Source organism: Phytohabitans rumicis, from assembly GCF_011764445.1.
Taxonomy (GTDB): Bacteria; Actinomycetota; Actinomycetes; order Mycobacteriales; family Micromonosporaceae; genus Phytohabitans; species Phytohabitans rumicis.
On record NZ_BLPG01000001.1, the window covers coordinates 2,784,958 to 2,805,242 of the forward strand.

General features: G+C 70.5%; 19 protein-coding genes and 2 pseudogenes. 7 read left to right on the forward strand and 14 right to left on the reverse strand.

Annotated features, from left to right (window positions below; all coding sequences use genetic code 11):
• Positions 1-59 precede the first annotated feature (59 nt).
• From Prum_RS12010 to Prum_RS12020, 3 genes are read left to right on the forward strand one after another with little or no spacing between them, the layout of a single operon-like run.
• Complete coding sequence (locus Prum_RS12010; protein WP_173076469.1) at positions 60-494, forward strand: type III secretion system chaperone family protein; 435 nt, start codon at positions 60-62, stop codon at positions 492-494.
• On the forward strand, positions 491-2,257 hold the full coding sequence (locus Prum_RS12015; RefSeq protein ID WP_308785350.1) for an HSP90 family protein: 1,767 nt from the start codon (positions 491-493) through the stop codon (positions 2,255-2,257). Before Prum_RS12010 ends, Prum_RS12015 begins: the two co-directional genes overlap by 4 nt.
• Positions 2,258-2,267: 10 nt before the next feature.
• Positions 2,268-3,836, forward strand: coding sequence for a type III secretion system chaperone family protein (locus Prum_RS12020; protein ID WP_173076471.1), 1,569 nt, complete (start codon positions 2,268-2,270; stop codon positions 3,834-3,836).
• A 62-nt stretch (positions 3,837-3,898) separates the two neighbouring features.
• Here the strand turns inward: Prum_RS12020 and Prum_RS12025 are convergent, their stop codons facing one another.
• From Prum_RS12025 to thyX, 8 genes and pseudogenes are all read right to left on the reverse strand, one after another.
• Positions 3,899-4,306, reverse strand: a complete 408-nt coding sequence (locus tag Prum_RS12025; RefSeq protein ID WP_173076473.1) for a DUF2784 domain-containing protein — start codon at positions 4,304-4,306, stop codon at positions 3,899-3,901.
• A gap of 239 nt (positions 4,307-4,545) precedes the next feature.
• Positions 4,546-6,075 carry a S1 family peptidase gene (locus Prum_RS12030; RefSeq protein ID WP_173076475.1) on the reverse strand — a complete coding sequence of 510 codons (1,530 nt, stop codon included), beginning with the start codon at positions 6,073-6,075 and terminating at the stop codon, positions 4,546-4,548.
• A gap of 91 nt (positions 6,076-6,166) precedes the next feature.
• Positions 6,167-6,370: a DUF397 domain-containing protein gene (locus Prum_RS12035; RefSeq protein ID WP_173083675.1), complete on the reverse strand. Its 204-nt coding sequence runs from the start codon at positions 6,368-6,370 to the stop codon at positions 6,167-6,169.
• Between the two features lie 207 nt (positions 6,371-6,577).
• On the reverse strand, positions 6,578-6,769 hold the full coding sequence (locus Prum_RS12040; protein ID WP_173076477.1) for a DUF397 domain-containing protein: 192 nt from the start codon (positions 6,767-6,769) through the stop codon (positions 6,578-6,580).
• A gap of 104 nt (positions 6,770-6,873) precedes the next feature.
• Positions 6,874-7,767, reverse strand: a complete 894-nt coding sequence (locus Prum_RS12045; protein ID WP_173076479.1) for a helix-turn-helix domain-containing protein — start codon at positions 7,765-7,767, stop codon at positions 6,874-6,876.
• A 454-nt stretch (positions 7,768-8,221) separates the two neighbouring features.
• Positions 8,222-9,909 (reverse strand): annotated as a pseudogene (locus tag Prum_RS12050) (ribonuclease J).
• A complete protein-coding gene (gene dapA / locus Prum_RS12055; RefSeq protein WP_173076481.1) occupies positions 9,906-10,799 on the reverse strand; it encodes a 4-hydroxy-tetrahydrodipicolinate synthase in 894 nt (297 codons plus the stop codon). Before dapA ends, Prum_RS12050 begins: the two are co-directional and overlap by 4 nt.
• Positions 10,800-10,840: 41 nt before the next feature.
• Entirely contained in the window at positions 10,841-11,593 is a 753-nt protein-coding gene (thyX, locus tag Prum_RS12060; protein WP_173076483.1) for an FAD-dependent thymidylate synthase, read from the reverse strand.
• 354 nt (positions 11,594-11,947) lie between these two features.
• On the opposite strand from thyX, the gene Prum_RS12065 reads away from it, so the two are divergent.
• Both Prum_RS12065 and Prum_RS12070 read left to right on the forward strand, forming a co-directional pair.
• Positions 11,948-12,433, forward strand: a complete 486-nt coding sequence (locus Prum_RS12065) for a YlcI/YnfO family protein (RefSeq protein ID WP_173076485.1) — start codon at positions 11,948-11,950, stop codon at positions 12,431-12,433.
• Positions 12,434-12,452: 19 nt separating this feature from the next.
• A complete protein-coding gene (locus tag Prum_RS12070) occupies positions 12,453-13,250 on the forward strand; it encodes a DUF4097 family beta strand repeat-containing protein (protein WP_173076487.1) in 798 nt (265 codons plus the stop codon).
• 477 nt (positions 13,251-13,727) lie between these two features.
• On the opposite strand, the gene Prum_RS12075 is transcribed toward Prum_RS12070, so the two are convergent.
• Positions 13,728-14,219: a DUF2752 domain-containing protein gene (locus Prum_RS12075; protein WP_371871225.1), complete on the reverse strand. Its 492-nt coding sequence runs from the start codon at positions 14,217-14,219 to the stop codon at positions 13,728-13,730.
• A gap of 4 nt (positions 14,220-14,223) precedes the next feature.
• The gene (locus Prum_RS12080) at positions 14,224-15,435 is read right to left on the reverse strand and encodes a winged helix-turn-helix domain-containing protein (protein WP_173076489.1); all 1,212 of its coding nucleotides are present in this window, start codon (positions 15,433-15,435) and stop codon (positions 14,224-14,226) included.
• 99 nt (positions 15,436-15,534) lie between these two features.
• Between Prum_RS12080 and Prum_RS12085 the strand changes: the two genes are divergently transcribed.
• Positions 15,535-16,329: a bifunctional DNA primase/polymerase gene (locus Prum_RS12085; protein WP_246277830.1), complete on the forward strand. Its 795-nt coding sequence runs from the start codon at positions 15,535-15,537 to the stop codon at positions 16,327-16,329.
• Positions 16,330-16,651: 322 nt separating this feature from the next.
• Positions 16,652-17,233, forward strand: coding sequence for a GNAT family N-acetyltransferase (locus tag Prum_RS12090; RefSeq protein WP_173076491.1), 582 nt, complete (start codon positions 16,652-16,654; stop codon positions 17,231-17,233).
• On the opposite strand, the gene Prum_RS12095 is transcribed toward Prum_RS12090, so the two are convergent.
• From Prum_RS12095 to Prum_RS51295, 4 genes and pseudogenes are all read right to left on the reverse strand, one after another.
• Positions 17,194-18,021, reverse strand: coding sequence for a carbohydrate ABC transporter permease (locus tag Prum_RS12095; RefSeq protein ID WP_173076492.1), 828 nt, complete (start codon positions 18,019-18,021; stop codon positions 17,194-17,196). The two genes, Prum_RS12090 and Prum_RS12095, sit on opposite strands and share 40 nt — an antisense overlap.
• Entirely contained in the window at positions 18,021-19,028 is a 1,008-nt protein-coding gene (locus tag Prum_RS12100; RefSeq protein ID WP_173076494.1) for a carbohydrate ABC transporter permease, read from the reverse strand. Before Prum_RS12100 ends, Prum_RS12095 begins: the two co-directional genes overlap by 1 nt.
• Entirely contained in the window at positions 19,025-19,369 is a 345-nt protein-coding gene (locus tag Prum_RS51290; protein ID WP_371871364.1) for an extracellular solute-binding protein, read from the reverse strand. Before Prum_RS51290 ends, Prum_RS12100 begins: the two co-directional genes overlap by 4 nt.
• A pseudogene (locus Prum_RS51295) lies at positions 19,291-20,258 on the reverse strand (extracellular solute-binding protein). The gene Prum_RS51290 and the pseudogene Prum_RS51295 overlap by 79 nt, the downstream one beginning before the upstream one ends.
• Positions 20,259-20,285 lie beyond the last annotated feature (27 nt).

Consider the following 20,285-nt stretch of genomic DNA (forward strand, 5'->3'; position numbering starts at 1 on the left):
CCCGCGTACTTGACGTAACCCGGTCTCAAGGGCACCAAGAACCGAAGGGAATTTCTCGCATGCCATCCGACGGCGAGGTGCAGACCCTCGCGCCGCTGACGAACGAGCTGATCGCGGCCGTGCTCAGCGCCCGTGGATACAACTTCGGCACCGACGACGATGGCGACATCGGCGGGATGTGGGACGACAACCTCATCTACTTCTTCCGGCGCGGCTCGAAGGGCGAGATGCTCCAGGTCCGCACGCTCGCCGCGACGGAGTTCACGGTCGACGACGTGCCGCGGCTGTACGCGTTCTGCAACGAGTGGAACCACGATCGGCTGTGGCCCAAGGCGTTCGTGCACGTCAACGACGACGGCACGGTCCGGGTCTTCGGCGAGGTCACCACCGACCTGGAGCGCGGCGTGTCGCAGGGCCAGCTCGACCAGCTCCTCGGCTGTGGCATCTCCACCGGCTGCCAGCTCGCCGAGGCCGCGGCGGGGCTCAAGGCGTGATCGAGCACCGGTTCCAGGTCGACCTGCGCGGCGTCGTCGACCTGCTCAGCCACCATCTGTACGCGAGCCCGCGGGTCTACGTACGCGAGCTGTTGCAGAACGCCACCGACGCGATCACCGCACGGCGCGCCGCGGAGGAAGACCCGCCCGCGGGCCGCGTGGTCATCGAACCGCTGCCCGACGGCGCGCTGCGGGTCACCGACAACGGGATCGGCCTGACCGAGGAGGAGGTGCACACGTTCCTCGCCAGCGTCGGGCGCACGTCCAAGCGCGACGACCTGGGCTTCGCCCGGCAGGACTACCTCGGCCAGTTCGGCATCGGGCTGCTGTCCTGCTTCATGGTCGCGGACGCCATCGAGGTCGAGTCCCGTTCCGCCAAGGGTGGGTCCGGGGTGAGCTGGACCGGGTACGCGGACGGCCGTTATACGGTGGGCACGGCGGACGCCGCGGACGTCGGCACGACCGTTACCCTGCGCCCGCGCGCCGGCGTCGAGCACTGGCTCACTCCCGAGGCCGTGCGCGATCTCGCGTCGTCGTACGCGCATCTGCTGGACGTCGAGGTGACGGTGAGTGGCCAGCGGATCACGGAGCCGCAGGCTCCGTGGGAGGTCGCGCACGACGATCCGGAGGTACGGCGGGCCGCGCTCCTCGACTACGGCGCGCGCGTGCTCGGCAGCCGCCCGATGGAGGTCATCGACCTGAACGTGCCCGAGGCGGGGCTGCGTGGCCTCGGCTTCGTGCTGGCCTCGCCCGCGGCGGTGGGCCAGGGCGGGCACCGGGTCTACCTGAAGCGGATGCTGCTCAGCGAGGACGCCAGCAAGCTGGTGCCGGAGTGGGCGTTCTTCGTCCGGTGCGTGGTCGACACGAGCATGCTGCGGCCGACCGCGAGCCGCGAGGCGCTGTACGAGGACGACCTGCTCTCCACGGTGCGCGAGGGGCTCGGCGAGCAGATCCGCAACTGGCTGCTGGACCTGTCGGTCAACCACCCCGAGCGGCTGGCCGCGTTCCTGCGCGTGCACCACCTCGGCGTCAAGGCCCTGGCGGTCCGCGACGACGAGATGCTGCGCCTGGTCGACGCGTGGCTGCCGTTCGAGACGAGCCGGGGCACGATGGCGCTGCGGACGTTCCGCCGCGGCATGTCGATGATCCGGTACGTCGAGACGGTCGACGAGTTCCGCTCGCTGGCCGCGATCGCCAGCGCGGCCGGTACCCCGGTCGTCAACGCCGGGTACGCCTACGACACCGAGATCCTCGAACGGCTGTCCAGGGTGGACCCCGACGCGCGGGTGCGCCGGCTCGACCCGGGTGAGCTGGCCGCGAAGCTCGACCCGCTCCCGCCCGGCCAGGAGGAGGCGGTCGCGCCGTTCCTGGAGACCGCCCGCGCCGTGCTGCGCGAGCTGGACTGCGTGCCGCTGATCCGCCAGTTCGACCCGGTGAGCATGCCGGCCCTGTACGTGATCAGCCAGAAGGCCCGCACCCAGGACACCGTGCGACGCAGCATCGAGGCGGTCGACGACCTGTGGTCCGACGTGCTGTCCGCGTTCGACGACGTGACCGTGGAGCACCGGCCGGAGCTGGTCTTCAACTGGCGGCACCCGCTCATCCGCAAGCTCACGTCGTACCCGCCCGGGCCGGCGCTGCGGCACGCCGTGGAGGCGCTGTACGGCCAGGCCCTGCTCGCCGGGCACCATCCCTTGCGCGCGGTGGACACCGCCGCGCTGAACCGATCCTTCCTCGCACTGCTAGACCGAGCCTTCCCCTGACGGAGAACTCATGACCAGCCTGCCCGACCTGCGGGACGCCCTCGACGAGGCCGAAGACATGCCGGACGGCGACGGCAAGATCGCCGAGCTGGAGCGCATCACCGCGCACGCCGACGCCGCGGGCGACACCCGGCTCGCGTACGACGCCCGGATCCAGCTGATCGACGCGTACAACAACCACACCGAACGGTGGCGGATGCTGCCCGCGTTCGGCTGGTGCCTGGCCACGTTCGACCGCGATCCGTCCATGTTCGACGACTGGGACGCCGAGCAGCTGCGCTGGTACCACAAGTGGGCGGTCGCGACGCTGCGCAGCACGCCCCGGGTGGGCCTGGCGCAGACGGTGGCCGCGCTCGACGACATGGAGCGGCGCTTCCGGGCCGGCGGCCACAGCATGCAGACCATCTACAACCTCCGCTGCAAGATCGCCGACCACGTCGGCGACCAGGCGGAGGCCCGCCGGTGGTTCGACCAGTGGCGTACGGCCGAGCGCGACGAGAACAGCGACTGCGCCGGCTGCGACCCGTCCCGGCAGGCGGAGATGCTCGCCGGATGGGGCGAATGGGAAGAGTCGCTCAAGACCGTCGAGCCGGTGCTGAGCGGTGTGCTCGGGTGCGCCGAGCAGCCCGAGAAGGCGCTCGTCTCGGTGCTCATGCCGTACCTGCGGCTGGGCCGCTACGACGACGCCGCCCGCGCGCACGTGCGGGCGTACCGGCGGCACAAGCACGAGCGGGACGCGTTCCCCTACCTGGCCGAGCACATCCGGTTCTGCGCGCTGACCGGCCACGTGGACCGCGGCCTCGACATCCTCGCCGAGCACCTGAGCTGGCTGGACCGGCCGTTCGACGAGTCGTCCGCGATGGAGTTCGCGGCGTCCGGCGTGCTGGTCTGCCGGCTGGCCGGCGACTCCGACCGGGTCATCCACCGGCCGTCGTTCGAGAGCCGCCCCGAGGCCGACCTGACCCTGGCGCAGCTCGGCAACGACCTCGCCGCCACGGCGCGCCAGATCGCGAGCCAGTTCGACGCCCGCAACGGCACCGACCACCAGTCCCGCCGGATCGCGCTCTGGATGTCGGCCGAGCCCATCACCGACGGGATCGAGTTGCCGCCGGACCGGCCCACCTCGACGTGGGACCCGGAGGTCGGGCTGCCGCCGGAGGGCCGGGACGAGGTGGTCGAGCCGCTGAACGTGCAGGCCATCACCGCGATCCTGGACGACCGCGAGGACCGGTACTTCGTGGACGAGGACGGCTCGATCGGCGGTCAGTGGGGCAAGGGCTCGTTCACGTTCGACCGGATGGGCGAGCGCGGCGAGATCCTGCACGTACGGGTGATCGCCCAGCGCCGGCTCCCCGCCGACCGGCTCATGGAGGCGTACGCGTTCTGCAACGCCTGGAACCACGACAAGCTGCTGCCGAAGGCGTACGTGCACGACACCGGGGAGGGTGAGCTGATCCTGGCCGGCGACATCACCACCGACCTGGAGTACGGCGTGGCCGCGCCCCAACTGGCGGTCCTCCTGCACGCCGCGATCGTGACCGGCGCCCAGTTCGCAGACGAGGTCATGCAGCTCCCTTAGCTTGCGCGGGCCGCAGGCCCTTCTTGCGGGTCGATCAAGGGCAAACGGTCGTGGTTTGATCTCTAATCCGCGACCGTTTGCCCTTGATCGGCGTGGAAATCCTTGATCCGCGCGGCCGCCCGGCGCCGCAGCCTCACCACGAACCCCACCCACGAGGCCAGCACGGTGGCCGCCACGAGCGCCTGCACCAGATGGGTGTAGCGCTCCGGATAGATCACGCCCTCGATGTAGCGGTCGATGAACCCACGGGTCACCCCGGCCTCGCCGGCCCGCCGCCGCGACCAGTCCTCCGCGTACGTCAGCGGGCAGGTCAGGCTCGCCGCGATCACCACGAAGCCCCAGGCCCCCGCGGCCAGGTGCAGCCAGATCGTCCGCGGCCAGCGCCAGGTCAGGAACCCGCCCACCACCACGTACGCCAGGAACGCGAAGTGCAGCCCGAGAATCAGCGTGGTGAGGATCCGGTACCCCATGACCCCCAGGGTATGACCGCCCGTGGGAGGTGGCCTGGGGTCGCGTACTCAAGAATGTGCGGGATGCCGGCGCCCCGTACCCGGGCGCCGGCATCCGGCCCGGCCCGCCTCGCCGCCGGCCCGAGAGGCGGCATCTGCGAGCCCTTACCACCGCCGCGGGCGAGGAGGCGACGCCCGCCGCGGCGCGCGCCGTGGGGGATCCAGCTGGCAGGTACCGGATCATCCACGGCGCCATGCTGTCAGGGGGTGCTGAACCCCAGCGTGTACTCGCCGGCACCCCGGTCGGACTGCACCCGGTAGCGGTACACGCCCGCGTTTCCGGCGAAGGTCAGCTGCTCGTCCGCGCTCGGCCCGGAGGCCCGCGCCACGGTCTGCCAGTTGCGGCCGTTCCACCGCTGCAGGAGCAGGTCGAAGTCGGCGCCCGACGGCCCGTCCAGGCAGGCGGTCTGCGTCCCGGCGCCGGACCGGAAGAAGCGGCCGTTCGGCTGGGACTGGCGGGCGCCGGTCTGGCTCAGCGCGCCAGTCACCGTGTTCTCCTCGTCGGCGCACCCGCCGCTCGCGGGCGGCTGGCTGGTCGGCGGCGCCGTGGTGGGCGCGCTCGTCGCGGGCGGCTGCGTCGACCCGCCGCCCGAGGTCACCAGGGTCAGCCCGTTGGCCTGGAGAATCTCGTTCAGCGGCTGGAAGAACGTCGTGCCGCCAACCGTGCAGTTGCCCGAGCCGCCCGACGTGACGCCCTGGGCCTGGTCGCCGGACATCCACGAGCCGCCCGAGTCGCCGGGCTCCGCGCACACGTTCGTCCGGGTCAGCCCGGTCACCGTGCCCTCGGCGTAGTTGACCGTCGCGTTCTTGGCCTGGATGACGCCGCACCGGGTGCCGGTCGTCGAGCCGGAACGGCACACCGACGCACCGACCGGCGCCTCGTCGGAGCCGGCGACGACGACCTCGCCGCCGTTGAAGTCGTTGACCACCGGGCGCGGGGTCCAGTCCCCGTTGACCTCGACCACGCCGTAGTCGTCGCCGGGGAACGACGACGCCCGGAACGTGCCCTGCGCCTCCTGGTTGAAGCCCGTCGTGGAGTCGCCCTGCTGCCCGCAGTGGCCGGCCGTGACGAACCCGCCGACCACCGAGAAGCCGATCGAGCAGCGCGCGCTGCCGTTGATGAAGTAGGGATCCCCACCGCGTACGTCGAAGAGCGGCACCGGCGTCTCGTCCGTCGACACGACCCGCACGCTCTCCGCGGGCACGCCGCTCGCCTCGGCGAACGACCGCGCCGCGTCCTCCGCACCCTGCGCGGCGAGCACGACGACCGAGTTCGAGGCGACGTCGACGTACCAGCCGGGCAGGTCCGGCGTCGCCACGCCGGCCCGGTCGTCCAGGCTCCGCTTGACCGCGTCGAGCTCGCCGGCGCTGCGCGCGACGACCTTCGGCTCGGCGCCGGCCGCCCGGACCTCGTCAGCGAGCGCGGGATCGGTCACCGCGACGGTCAGCCGGCCGGCGTCCGCGCTGAGCCAGGCCCCACCCCAGGCTCCGGCCGCGTCGTCTCGAAGATCCGCGACGGTACGCGTGGCGGCCCGCTCGGCGCTCAACCGCCCGCGCGCCTGGTTGGCGGTCAGTCCGAGGTCGCGCTGCAGGGCAGCGAGGAGCTCAGGCTCGACGTCCGGGGCCACGGTCCGCGGCTTCGTCGTCGCCACAGCCGGGATCGTGACTCCGGCAGCGGCTCCGACCGCCGCCAGGACCAGACCTATCGCCAGCGCACGCCTGCGGTCCATCCGCGTCACCTCCGCAAAGCCGTCCCCAGTAGGCAATTCGGGGTACGTGGGAAGAGCTAGACGCGGATGAATGAGCGATCAGTGGCCCATCTCACAAAGAAAGATCACTCCGTAGTGAACCGATCACCGTACGGATAAACGCCGTCCAGTCGCCGGGCGAGAACGTCAGCGTCGGACCACTCGGATCCGCGCTGTCCCGCACAATGACCCGGTCCGCCACGCGGGCCACCTCCAGACAGGTGCTGGAATCGCAGCGGGAACTCTTTCGCCAACGGGGGTTTGCGGTGTCTGCCATCACCGACTCCACTGTGTCAAGGTATGACTACCTTACGAAGTCGGCGCGTCCCACAAAAGGGGCGTGCGAGAAATCGGCACAAGACGGCCGGACGAACCCGGGCAAGATGGGCATACTAGTCGCGCTCATTGAGTGGCCGCCGAAATGACAATGACGGGCCCGATCGAAAGATCAAACCCGTCAATGCGTTTATGTCAACAGGTGCAGCTAGCCAGCAACGCCGTCCTGCTTGAGATCAGTCAGGAAGGCTGCCCATTCGGCGCGCGAGAAGAGCAGGACCGCGCCGTCAGGATCCTTGGAGTCGCGCAGGGCGACACCGTCGTTGGTAGGCGCCCACTCGACGCAGGCGTTCGACTCGCAGCGCTGGCTCTTGCGCCACACCAGAGATGGTTGCGACATGGTCAGATGGATTCCTTACTACTCGTTGTAGCGGACTGGATCTCCCCAGGCGTGCGCGCGACAACGGGCAGTAATCACCCCTGAAACCCGTTGATTCGCGGGACTCAGGTGGGCTGATATCGATCGAGTGCGGACAGCATGGCTGCCGCCTGCGCCTCGATCAGGCGAGCCGAGGCGTCCTCCGGAAAGGCTTGACTCCACATCTGTTCGAAGTAGCCGCGGTGGCGATCGATCGCCTCGCCGGCGAAAAGGATCTCGTCCTTCAACACGGTTTCCCGATAAAGGACCGCGTTTTCCTCATCGCCGAGGTCGAAAAGCTGAAACGGTCCGAGCATGGCCAGGATCGCCGCTTCCCGCAGCGGTAGGACCCGCACGTGCATGTTGGGCCGTGCCATCATGTTGAGCAGGTCACGCAGCTGCTCGGCCATCACCTTGGGCCCGCCGACCTCGCGGTGCAGGACGGACTCGTCAAGGATCAGCAGGTAATCCGGCGGATCGTCGCGATCGAATACGTGGCCCCGGCGGTGTATCCGCGTCTCCAGCCGCGCCGCCCGCACCGAATCGGCGAGCTCCTGCTGCCAGAAATTGAGGATGTATTCGGCGTACGCCGGAGTCTGCAACAGGCCCGGGATCAGCGTGGAATGGTAGAAGCGAATCGCGGTCGCCTCGGCCTCGAACTGGTAGAGCTGAAGCATCGCGGTGGTGAGGGTTTCGCGATAGCGCGGCTCGTCGTACCACCCGCGTTGGCGCGATCTGCGGGCCGCGCCGACCAAATCGTCGATCACCGCTGAATCGGCCACGCCGTACATTTCCAGGAGCGCCAGCAAGTCCGTACGGGAAACGGTGACCTCGCCCTTTTCCAGGCGGTTGACTTTGGACAGACTCCAGTCGAGCCCATCCGCGACCTGCTGCTGGGTCAGTCCGCGCGCGTCCCGCGCCCTGCGGAGTGCGAGGCGCACGCGACGCCGCGCCGCGGCGGGGGACTCCCCGATGCCCATCAGGCCACGCTCACCTTTCGCCAACTAGCATTCTGCTATGTAGCAGTAGGCGATGATTCCTTCCGACATGACGCTGTGACGGTACACCGTGCTGTCGGCGGACGGAAGCGCGCTCGGTGTGTCTTTCCGAGCTAATCATCGGCGCGTTGCTCCCAGGCCCGCACGAGAGCGCGTTTCACCTGACCAAAGGTGTGGGTGTTCGGTGGCGGTGAAGAGGAGCACGGGCACGGCCAATGGCGTCGGCAGGCCGAACCCGCGGGTCACGACCGCGACCACCGCGACGCCGGCCAGGTCGCGGATGGGAAACGCCCGCCGCTCTTGGCATTTGGGTGAGGGCCACTGCGGTGCCCGGGTGCGAGCCGGGCACCGCTTCTTGCTGAGGACAGCATGGAGACGCCCACGGACCATGATCGCTACACCGCAGTCTGCGATGTAGCAGATAGCGTAAAGGCTGCTACACCTCGACGACGGTTGGCACGATCATCGGCCGCCGGCGGTACGCCTCGTTGACCCAGCGCCCGACCACCCGGCGGACGATCTGCTGGAGCTGGTGCGGGTCGGTGACGCCCTCCAGCGCGGCCCGGTCGAGCGCCTCGGTGATCAGCGGTACGACCGCGTTGAACGCCGCCGGGTCCTCGCTGAAGCCCTTGGTGGACACGGTGGGACCGCCGACGACCTTGCCGGTGACCGAGTCGACCACCACGGTCGCCGCGATGAAGCCACCGTCGCCGAGGATCCGCCGCTCGGTAAGCAGCGACTCGCCGACGTCGCCGACCGCCAGGCCGTCGACGTAGACGTACCGGCTCTTGACGTGCCCGACGAGCCGCGCGTGGCCGTCGACCAGATCGACGACGTCGCCGTCTTCGCAGAGCACGATCCGGTCCGCGGCGATGCCCGACTCGATGCCCAGCCGGGCGTGCGCGCGCAGGTGGCGCCACTCGCCGTGCACCGGCATCAGGTTGCTCGGCCGTACGACGTTGAGCAGGTAAAGCAGCTCACCCGCCGGCGAGTGGCCGGAGACGTGCACCTTGGCGACGTCCTTGTGGATCACCGTCGCACCCGCCCGGGAGAGCTGGTTGATGACCCGGTAGACGGACGTCTCGTTGCCCGGCACCAGCGAGCTCGCGAGCACCACGGTGTCGCCCGGCGCCACCGTGATGTGCCGGTGGTCACCGGTGGCCATGCGGCCCAGCGCGCTCATCGGCTCGCCCTGCGAACCGGTCGACATCAGCACGATCCGGTCGGGTGGCAGCGAGGTGGCCTCGTCCAGGCCGACCACCAGGCCACCGGGGATCCGCAAGAGGCCGAGGTCGCGGGCGATGCCCATGTTGCGCACCATCGACCGGCCGATGAAGGCGACCTTGCGGTCGTACTCGTACGCCGAGTCGAGCACCTGCTGCACGCGGTGCACGTGCGAGGCGAAGCTGGCCACGATGATCCGGCCGGTCGCCTTGGAGAAGATCGAGTCCAGCACCGGCCCGATGTCCCGCTCCGGGGTGACGAACCCGGGATCTCCGCGTTGGTCGAGTCGGACAGCAGCAGGTCGACGCCCTCCGCGCCGAGCCGCGCGAAGCCGGCCAGGTCGGTGATCCGGCCGTCCAGCGGGAGCTGGTCCATCTTGAAGTCGCCGGTGTGCAGCACCAGGCCGGCCGGCGTACGGATCGCGACCGCGAGCGCGTCCGGGATCGAGTGGTTGACCGCGAAGAACTCGCACTCGAACGGGCCGAGCCGCTCCCGCCGCCCCTCCCGCACGGTCAGCGCGTACGGCTCGATCCGCCGCTCCGCCAGCTTCGCCTCGACCAGCGCCAGCGTGAACTGCGAACCCACCAGCGGGATGTCCGGCTTGTGGGCGAGCAGGTACGGCACCGCGCCGATGTGGTCCTCGTGCCCGTGGGTGAGGACGATCGCCTGTACGTCGGCCAGCCGGTCCAGGATCGACGTGAAGTCCGGCAGGATCAGGTCGACGCCCGGCTGCTCCACGTCGGGAAAGAGCACGCCACAGTCGACGACGAGCAGCTTTCCGTCGTACTCGAAAACGGTCATGTTGCGGCCGATGGCGCCGAGGCCGCCGAGCGGGACGATCCGGAGCCCGCCCTGCGGCAGCGGCGGCGGAAGCTCGAGGTCGAGGTGTGCCCCGGTCATAGAGGAAGTCCCGCGGCGGCGCTGTCTTCGCGGAGCTGCGCTATCTCGGCATCGGTCGCGTCGATCAACGGGGGCCGTACCGGACCGGCGGGCAGGCCACGCAGGTTCATCGCGGCCTTGACCAGCGTCGTGCCCGGGCAGCGGAAGACGCCCGTGAAGATCGGCAACAGCTGGTGGTGCAGGTCCAGCGCGATGTCAATTGCCCCGCTCTCGTAGGCATCGATCATCTGCTTGGCCCGCGTGCCAGACAGGTGGGTGGAGGTGCCCACGAGGCCGACGCCGCCAACGGCCAGCAGCGGCAGCGTCATCGCGTCATCGCCGGAGTAGATGGCCAGGTCGGTGCGCTTGGTGACCCACGAGGTGGCGGTCAGGTCCCCCTTGGCGTCCTTCACACCGACGATCCGCGGGTGCTCGGCGAGCCGGGCCAGCGTCTCGGTCGCGATCGCGGTGCCGGTGCGGTGCGGGATGTCGTAGACGAGAATCGGCAGCCCGGACTCGTCGGCGACCGCGGTGAAGTGCTTGACCAGGCCGGCCTGCGGCGGCTTGTTGTAGTACGGCGTGACCACGAGCAGCCCGTGCGCGCCGGCCTTTTCCGCCGAGGCCGCCAATTCGATCGTGTGACGCGTGTCGTTGGTGCCCACGCCGGCGACCACTTTCGCGCGATCGCCGACGGCCTCCACCACCGCCCGGATGAGCTGCTCCTTCTCCCCGTCGGAGGTGGTGGGCGACTCGCCGGTGGTGCCGTTGATCACCAGCGCGTCGTTGGCCTGCTCATCCACCAGGTAAGTGGCGAGCCGGGCCGCTCCCTCAACGTCGAGCGAGCCGTCGGCGCGGAACGGGCTCACCATCGCGGTGAGCAACCGCCCGAAGGGTCGGTGGTCGTGCGTCATGCTTGACAACCTAGCGGACCCGCGCAGGACGCCCGAAGTGGTTAGGGCAGCTGAGCATACGGGCTGGACGCAATCTCCGTGCCGTCGTCAAGCGTGGAGATGGTGAAGTCGTTGAAAACGTTCGGCGCGACGCCCTGCAACTGGCGCAGGCACTCCACGGCCAGCTCACGGATCTCGACGTCGGCCGCCTCGGTGGCACGCATCGCGACGAAGTGCCGCCACGCACGGTAGTTGCCGGTGACCACGATCCGCGTCTCGGTGGCGTTGGGCAGCACCGCGCGCGCCGCCTGCCGGGCCTGCTTGCGGCGCAGCGTGCCGTTGGCGACGTCGGCGAACTTGCGCTCCAGGCCCTCCAGCAGCTCGTTGTAGGCGCGCAGGCTGGCCTCGGTGGCCTCGACGAACTTCTTGTGCAGCTCCGCGTCCTCGGCGATCACCGACGGCTCGACCATCGCGGCCTCCCGCTCAGGCACGTAGCGCTGCGACAGCTGGGAGTACGACAGGTGCCGGTGCCGGATCAGCTCGTGCGTGAACGAGCGCGACACTCCGGTGAAATAGAACGTGACCGAGCCGTGCTCCAGCACGGACAGGTGACCGACCTCGAGGATGTGCGCGAGGTAGCCCTCGTTGGTGGCGGTGGCCGGGTTGGGCTTCTTCCACGACTGGTAGCAGGCACGGCCGGCGAACTCGGCGAGCGCCTGACCCCCGTCGGCGTCGGTCGACCACGGCACGTCGTCCGGCGCCTCAAAGTGCGTCCAAGCGATGAGTTTGACCTGGGGCGGGACTACATCCGGCATGCCCGGGAGCGTAACCGACCCTACCGACACTCCCACGCCGACACCGCCCCTACGCCCGCCTCCCCACCGCCCTTCCCTCGGTCCCCGCCCTGCGCCGTACGCGCTGCCCGCGCGGCCCGCCGCGCCCCGCGGCCCGCCGCGCCCGCCGTGCGGGACGCGGGCGCAGCGCGCGTTGCGCGGCCCTCTGCCGTCGATCAAGGGCATACGGCCGTGGTTTGATCTCCGATCCGCGACCGTATGCCCTTGATCGACGTGAAAGTCCTTGATCGGCGCGCAGGACGCGCCGGGGCGGGGGCACGGCCCCCGGTCCTGCGGGCCTTGCGAATGACGTCATGGTGATGTCATAGTGATGTCATGGACCTGGCACCGTATCTCGACGCTCTCCGGCGCGACCTCGCCGCCAGTGCGGCTCCCGGCGGGCCGGATGTCGCCCGCGCCGCCGAGTTGCTGGCCGGCGCGCTCGACGCCTCCGTCCGGCTGTGCCTGCTGGAGGTGCTGTCCGACGCGGCCGACGAGATCACCGCGCGGCTACCGGCGACAACGGTCGAGGTACGCCTGCGCGGACGCCAGGCCGACCTCGTCGTCACCGACGTCGAGCGGGTCAATGACGTCACTGTGCCGCCATCCGAGCCTACCGGTGACGTCGCCCGCATCACGCTGCGCCTCCCCGAGTCGCTCAAGGACTCGGTGGAGCAGGCGGCGGCAGCGGAGGGCGTCTCGGTCAACGCGTGGCTTGTCCGCGCGGTGCAGTCCGCCGTCCAGGCCGGTCCCGCCGGTCCGGCAACCCCACCCCGCAGAGGCAACGCCGCCCGCCGGATCACCGGCTACGGCCGAGCCTGATTCACTCCAAGGAGGAGTCATGCCCGAGTTCCCCTCTCCCCGGCCGGTCAACGTCGTCGTCAAGCTGGCCAGTGGCGCTCTGGAGATCACCGCCGAGGAGCGCGACACCACGGTCGTGGACGTCGAGTCGTTCGGCAACGGCTCCGACGAGGCCGCCGAGCGCACCAAGATTGAATTTCACGGCGACACGCTCACCGTGACCGCTCCCGAAGGCGGCTGGCTCGGCCGCCGCTCCGCCGCCATCCAGGTCACCATCCGGGTGCCGCTGGACAGTTCACTCCGGCTCAAGGCGGCGTCGGCCGACACCGCCTGTCGCGGCCGCTTCGCCGCCATCGACGTAAACAGCGCCTCCGGCGACATCTCCTTCGAGCACGTCACCGGCGACGCACGGGTGAAGATCGCGAGCGGCGACGTGACGGCCGGCCAGGTCGACGGCGAGTTGCAGGTGGGCGGCGCGGCCGGTGACGTCTCCGCCCGGCACGTCGGCGGCCTGGTCGACACCAACCTGGCCAGCGGCAACGTCGAGGTCGGCGAGGCCGGCGCGGGCGTGTCCGCCAAGTCCGCCTCCGGCTCGGTCCGGATCGGGACGGCCCAGCGTGGCACCGTCAAGGTCCGCACGACGTCCGGTGCGGTCTCGGTCGGCGTACGCAGCGGCACGGGCGTCTGGCTGGACGTCAGCACGCTGTCGGGGCACACCCGCAACGATCTCGACATGGGCACGGGCGGCGGCGAGGGCGGGCACGACCTCAGCCTCGACGTACGCACGGTGAGTGGCGACATCGACATCCGCCGGGTGCCGGCTGCCGCGCCCGCGTGACGCGCGCCGATCAAGGACTTCCTCACCGATCAAGGGCAAACGGCCGCAGTCCCCACCCGCCTGTAGGGCCTGCCCACCCGACCACCCCGACCCGCCGCGGTGATCATGAAGTTATCGCCCGAAGGGAGCGCTCTCGCGGGCGACAACTTCATGATCACCCGAGGGCGCTGAAGGCTCTTGGCGTCGCTGAGGGCTTTGGGCGCTCGCACGGGAGTGGGGCGCCCCCATTGGTGTACGCCCGGCGCCGCGACCACCAAGAAAAGACGCGCCAGTCCTCCGAACGGACGCGTAGACGGGACGGGCGCAGCGTGGACCGCGTCGATCAAGGGATTTCGCGTCGATCAAGGAGAAATGGCCGTGGTTTGGAGATCAAACCACGACCGTATGCCCTTGATCGACGGGCAAAGCCCATGAGCGCCACATGCCGCGGGAAGCGGCGCACGCGCAGGAGGGGGCAGGGCGGAGGGCGGTGGGAGGCTACACGTAGAACCAGGTGAAAGGGGCCCAGGGGAGGTTGCGCAGGATGCTGAAGCCCAGCCATACGGCCAGGAACACGCCGATCATGGTGGGCGTGATGCGCAATGGGGGCAGCTTGCGCTTGAAGACCCGCTGCCCGGTCCAGGCCACGTACAGGTAGAGCAGGAACGGCAGCGCGAACACGAAGAGCGCGTGGTGGCGGGCCGCGGCGGGCAGGTTGCCGTGCAGGACGTACCAGAACGCGCGGGTGCCCCCACAGCCTGGACAGTCCAGCCCGGTGGTCAGCTTGAGCAGGCAGGTCGGGGCCGCGTCGGCACGGCTCTCGGTGGGGTCGGCGAGCATGGTGTAGCCGGCCGCCGCGGCGATGCAGCCCAGGACCGAGACCGGGGCCAGCCACTTCGGCGCCCGGGCCATCAACCGGACGAACCGGTTGGGCGGTGGCGGCACGTAGTAGGGCGGCGGGGCGGCGGTCGGATCGGCCACGCTGGTCACGCTGTCACCGTACACCGGTGACGCTCTTGAACTGGAGGTCTCCCCGCTCGGGCGGCGACACCTCCGACAGGCCCAACCAGCCGGCCAGGCGGCTCAATTCGACGGCGAGGGCCTCCGCCGTCTCGCCGGGGTCGGCGCCCGGCTCCAGCCAGGCCGCCGGCACGCGCAGCACGCCGGCCTTGCGGTCGGCCTTGAGGTCGACGCGGGCGGTGAACCGCTCGCCTTGCAGGAACGGCAGCACGTAGTACCCGAAGACGCGGCGCGGCGCGGGCACGTAGATCTCGATGCGGTAGGTGAAGTCGAAGAGCCGCTCGGTGCGCGCCCGCTCCCAGATCAGCGGGTCGAACGGGCTGATCAGCCGGTCGCCCCGCACCCAGCGCGGCAGCTTGGCCTCGGCGTGCAGATATGCCGGCTGCCGCCACCCGCGCACCGTGACCGGCCGCAGCACGCCGGCCTCGACCAGCTCGGCGATCGCCGTGCGGGCACCGGCGACCGGCAGCCGGAAGTAGTCGCGCAGCTCGAACTCCGCGGCCACGCCCAGGGCCCGCGCGCTCACGGCCACCAGCTCCCGGTACGCCTCGGCGGGCGCGAGTGTCGGCGCGGCCAGCACCTCGGCGGGCAGCACCCGCTCGGCCAGGTCGTAGACGCGGCCGAAGTTGCCGTTGCGCGTGGCGGCGGCGACCTCACCGGACCAGAACAGGTATTCCAGCGCCCGCTTGACGGCCGACCAGTTCCACCCCCAGTTGCCGGTTTCGCGCGGCGCGTCGTGCTCGATCTCCGCCGCGGTCAGCGGGCCGTTGACGCGCACCTCGTCGAGCACCCAGGCGACCAGCTCCGGCTGCTCGTCCGCGATGCGCCGCATGCCGCCCCACGAGTCGGTGCTGGCCGCGGCCATCCGCCAGCGCAGCGCGGGATGCAGCGCCACCGGGATCAGCGACGCCTCATGCCCCCAGTACTCGAACAGCTCCCGCGGGCGCCCGTAGGCGGCCCGGTCGAGCAGCCCGGTCGGGTATGGCCCCAGCCGGCTGTAAAGCGGCAGGTAGTGGGCCCGCTGCAGGACGTTGACCGAGTCCATCTGCAACAGTCCGGTGCGCGCGAGCACGCGGCGCACGTGCCGCATGGTGGGCGGCCCCGCCGGCGCGGGGTCCGCGAAGCCTTGCGCGGCCAACGCGATCCGGCGGGCCTGCGCAAGCGACAAAAATTCGGGTACGGCCATCGCGTCAGAAGCTAACCCACCGGTACGACATTCACGGGGAGCAACCATCCGCTACACAGAAGGCGAGCTATTAGGACACTTGTTCGATAGACTGGCGGCGTGGAGCCGCTCGCCACCGCCCTGTGGTACGCGGCCAGCGGCGTGCCGGTCCTCCCGCTGCACACCGGTGGCGGCGGCGGCCGCTGCTCCTGCCGCCGCCCGCACTGCGACCGCCCCGGCAAGCACCCGCGGTGGCACCCGCGGCTCATCACCGCCGGCCTGCACCAGGCGACCACCGACCCGGACCAGGTCGTACGGTGGTGGACCGCCTGGCCGCGCGCGAACGTGGGGCTCCGCACCGGCGTCACCGTCGACGTGTGCGACGTGGACACTCCCGTGGGGCTGCGGCTGCTGAGCGCACTCGTCGACGACGCCGCCGTCCCCGCCGTACGCACCGGCTCCGGCGGCCTCCACCTGTACTTCGCGGCGACCGGCGCGCCCAACCGCGTACGGGTGCTGCCCGGCGTCGACTGGCGGGGCAAGGACGGGTACGTCGTCGCGCCCCCGTCCATCCACGCGAACGGCCGCCGCTACAGATGGATCCGGCACGGTCCCGCCCCGGACTGCCCGTCCGAGCTGATCTCGCTGGTGATGCCGCCGCCCCGCCCCCACCCCCGGTCGTGCGCTACCCGACCCGGTACGCCGCGGCCGCACTCGACAACGAGGCGATCCGGGTCCGGTCGGCGCCGGTGGGGCAGCGCAACAACACGCTCTACCGGGCGGCGCGCAGCCTGGGCCGGCTGGCCGCCGCCGGGCACCTCGGTGAGCACGAGGTCACCGACGCGCTCACCCACGCCGCCCGCGCCGCCGGCCTCGGGGCGTACGAGACAGCGCGCACGATCCGCTCGGGCCTGACCGCCGCCCGCCGAGCCAGCACCGCCGACGCCGTACCGCGTTGACCCCCCGATCGACGCCGCGCTACCCACCCTCCCCCGCTCCGTCGATCAAGGACTTTCGCGTCGATCAAGGGCAAACGGTCGCGGAAAGGAGATCGAACCACGACCGTTTGCCCTTGATCGACGGGGAAGGCGGCGATCGGCGCGGCGGAGGAGGCGGCGATCGGCGCGACCGGGGAAGGCGGAGATCGGCGCGGCGGAGGAGGCGCTCTCCGGGCGCTAGCTGCGGGATGGGTGCCCCGGTCACGTGGCTGCCGGGTGGCTCCGTAGGCTGGGCACTCATGGCGCTCGGGTACGTCCGGCCGGCGCGTCCCGAGGACGCCGGCGAGATCGCACGCATCCAACTCGCGACGTGGCGGACGGCGTACCGGCGGGTGCTGCCGCAGCGGGCGCTCGACCGGCTGGACGAGGCGTGGCTGGCGGCCCAGTGGACCGAGGCGATCACGGCGTCGCCGTCCCCGCGACACCGGGTGCTGGTGGCCGTCGAGCAGGCCGACGAGGCGTACACGGTGGGATTTGCGGCTTCGGGGCCGGCCGACGAGCAGGCGCTCGCGCCCGACGAGGCGCCGCTCGGCGCGGACGTCGCGGCCTTCACCGACCTGCTCGTGGAGCCGCGGTGGGGCCGGCGCGGCCACGGGAGCCGGCTGCTGGCCGCGTGCGTCGACCTGTGGCGCGAGGACGGCTTCAGTACCGCCGTCGCCTGGATCTACGACGGCGACCCAGCCACCCAAAAGTTCCTAGCCTCAGCCGGGTGGGAGCCGGACGGGGCCGCCCGCGCGCTCGACGTGGACGATCAGCTCATCGCGCAGCACCGCCTGCACACCTACTTCTCGCCGCCCTCGGTCGCGCCGCGCACGAAGTAGCGCTGGAACACCACGAAGATCAGGGCCACCGGGATCGTCGCCAGCAGTGCGGCGCCCAGCTTCAGCGGGTACTGGGTGCCCGTGCCCAGCGAGCCGCTGACCAGGTCGGCCAGGCCGCGCGGCAGGGTGAAGAGGTCGGGGTTCTGGACGGCGACGAGGGTGTGCGGAAACTCGTTCCAGGAGCCTTGGAACGACAGGATCGTCAGCGTGATCAGGGCGGGCCGGGCCATGGGGAGCACCACCGACCAGTACGTGCGGAACACGCCCGCCCCGTCGATGCGGGCCGCCTCCTCGACGCTGACCGGCACCGACTCGAAGAACTGCTTCATGATGAACACGCCGGCCGCGTCCACGATGACCGGCAGGATCAGCGCGGTGTAGCTGTCGTAGATGCCGAGCTGGTTGAGCACCAGAAACTTGGGGATCAGCAGGACCACGCCCGGCACCGCCATCACGGCGATGACGCCCGCGAAGATCGCCCGCCGGCCGCGGAAGCGCAGCCGGGCCAGCGCGTACCCGGCCAGCGAGTCGAGGAAGACCCGGCCGAGCGTGATCACCACCGTCACCAGGAGCGAGTTGCCGAGCCACAGCGGGAAGTTGGTGCCCTCGAAGATCCGCTCGAACCCGGCGAGCGAGATCGGGTCGGGCACGGGCGAGAGCGGGTTGGCCGCCGCGTCCGGCTCGGTCTTGAACGAGTTCGCGATCTGGATCACGAACGGGTACAGGAACACGAGCGCGAAGAAGATCAGGATGGCGTACCCGACGAAGGTGTTCACGAGGCGACGCATCAGGGCCGCCTCTCGCGCAGGATCCAGCGCTGCAACAGCGTCATCACCACGATGATCAGGAACAGCACGAACGAGATGGCGGCGCCGGAGCCGTACTCGAAGTCCCGGAAGGCCGTGCGGTACGACAGGAAGGCCGGCGTGAGCGTGGTCTTGGCCGGATTGCCCTGGCTCATCACATAGATCTGGTCGAAGACCTGCCAGGTGCCGATCAGCCCCAGCGTGAGCACCAGGAAGAGGGTGGGGCGCAGCAGGGGCAGGGTGACGTACCGCAGGCGCTGCCAGCGGTTGGCGCCGTCGATCAGGCTGGCCTCGTCGAGCTGCTGCGGGAGGTTCTGCAGCGCGGCGAGAAACATCAGCATGAACGTCCCGGACGTGGTCCACACGACCAGCGCGATGATGGCGCACATGGCCACGCTCGGCCCGGAGAGCCAGTCCCACCAGCTCAACCCCAGCACGCCGCCGTCGGCGAGCGCGGCCGGCGCGGAGTCCACGCCGACCGCGCCCAGCGCCAGGTGGACGAGGCCGCGGGAGTCGTCGAACCACACCGGCCCGTCGATCCCGACCGCCGCGAGCAGGGCGTTGACCGCCCCCGAGTTGGCGAAGAGGAAGAGGAACACCACGCTGATCGCCACCGAGCTGGTGACCGACGGGAAGTAGAACGCGGTCCGGAAGAACCCCTTGCCCTTCAGCATCCGCTGGTTGACCACGAGCGCGAGGAAGAGCGCGAGCACGGTCTGCAGCGGTACGACGACGGCCACGTAGTACACGTTGTTGCGGATGCTCGTCATGAAGTCCTGGCGGGCCAGCCCGTCCTCGGTGAACAGGCGGGTGTAGTTGTCCGCCCCGACGAACGGCACATCACTGGTGAACGGGCTGCCCTGGCCGTTCCACCCGGTGAGGCTGACCCACAGCGCCATCCCGATCGGCAGCAGCAGGAAGACGCCGAGGATCAGCACCACCGGTGCGACGAAGAGCCAACCAGCCAGCCCTTCCCGCGAGTTCCTCACCTTCCGAGCGCCGACTGGGTGTTCTTCTGTACGCGGGCCAGCAGCGCCTTGGGGTCGCCGTTCGTCAGGCCCTGGAGCCCGGCGTCGAAGTCGGCCAGCACGCTGTCCATCTTGGGCGCGTTGACCGGGCCCTGGGCGTACGCGGCGCCGTCGATGAACGCCTTGTCGGCCGGGAACTGCTGGGTGTACTGGGCGCCGGCGGACTGCCGCGACGGCATGACGCCGAACGCCTTGGCGAACGCCATCTGCTGGTCCACGGTGGTCATCGCCTCGACGAACTTGATCGCCTGGTCCTTGTGCTTGCTCTTGGCCGCGATCCCCCAGCAGTTCGTGAACGACAGGGTGCCCTGCCCTTGGGGCCGGCCGGCAGCGGGTGCACGGTGTACTTGACCTTCGGGAAGTCGGCCTGCATGGCCCCCTTGATCCAGTTGCCCTCGATGGTCATCGCGGCCTTGCCCTTGCCGAACGCCTCGCCGGCCCACCCCGAGTCGAGCTGCTTCGGGTACCGGGCCAGCCCCTGCTTGAGCAGGCCCTGGGTGTACTGGAGGGCCTGGAGGTTCTCCGGCGAGTCGGCGGTGGCCTGCTTGCCGTCCGCGCTGGTGATCCAGCCGCCGGCCTGCACCATGAACGCGCCGATCCGGTCCCGGGTGTCCCCAGCGCCAGCGGCACGGTGCCGGACCCCTTGATCTTCTGGGCCACCGAGGTGAGCTGATCCCAGGTGGTCGGCACGTCGGCGTCGGTCAGGCCGGCCTTGGTCCACAGGTCGGTGTTGATCTGCAGCGCCAGGGTGGAGAAGTCCTTGGGCGCGCAGTAGAACTTGCCGTCGTACGTGAACGTGGTGCGCAGGCTCTCGTAGAAGTCGTCCGGGTTACTGATCTTGTCGCCGTACGGCTCCAGCGCCCCGACGCTCGCGTAGTCGGCGAACCGGCCGGCGTCCACATAGAACACGTCCGGCGGGCTGTCGCCGGCGAACGCCTGCCCGAGCTGCTGCACCAGGTCCTGCGCCGGCGTCACGGTCGCCGTGTTGCCGCTGGAGCTGGCCCACGCGGCGGCCGCGTCCTGCACGGCCTTCGTCTCGGCCTGCCCGGACGAGCCGATGAGGATCTGCAGCGCGGCGGGTCCGGCCTCCTGGCCACTGTCCGATGAGGAGTCGTCGAAGCCGTTGCCACACCCGGCGGTGGCCAGCAATGCACCGGCCGCCAGCGCGGCGAGGACTCTCGTGCGTGTCATGTCCGGTCTCTCCTTCAGGCTGACTGG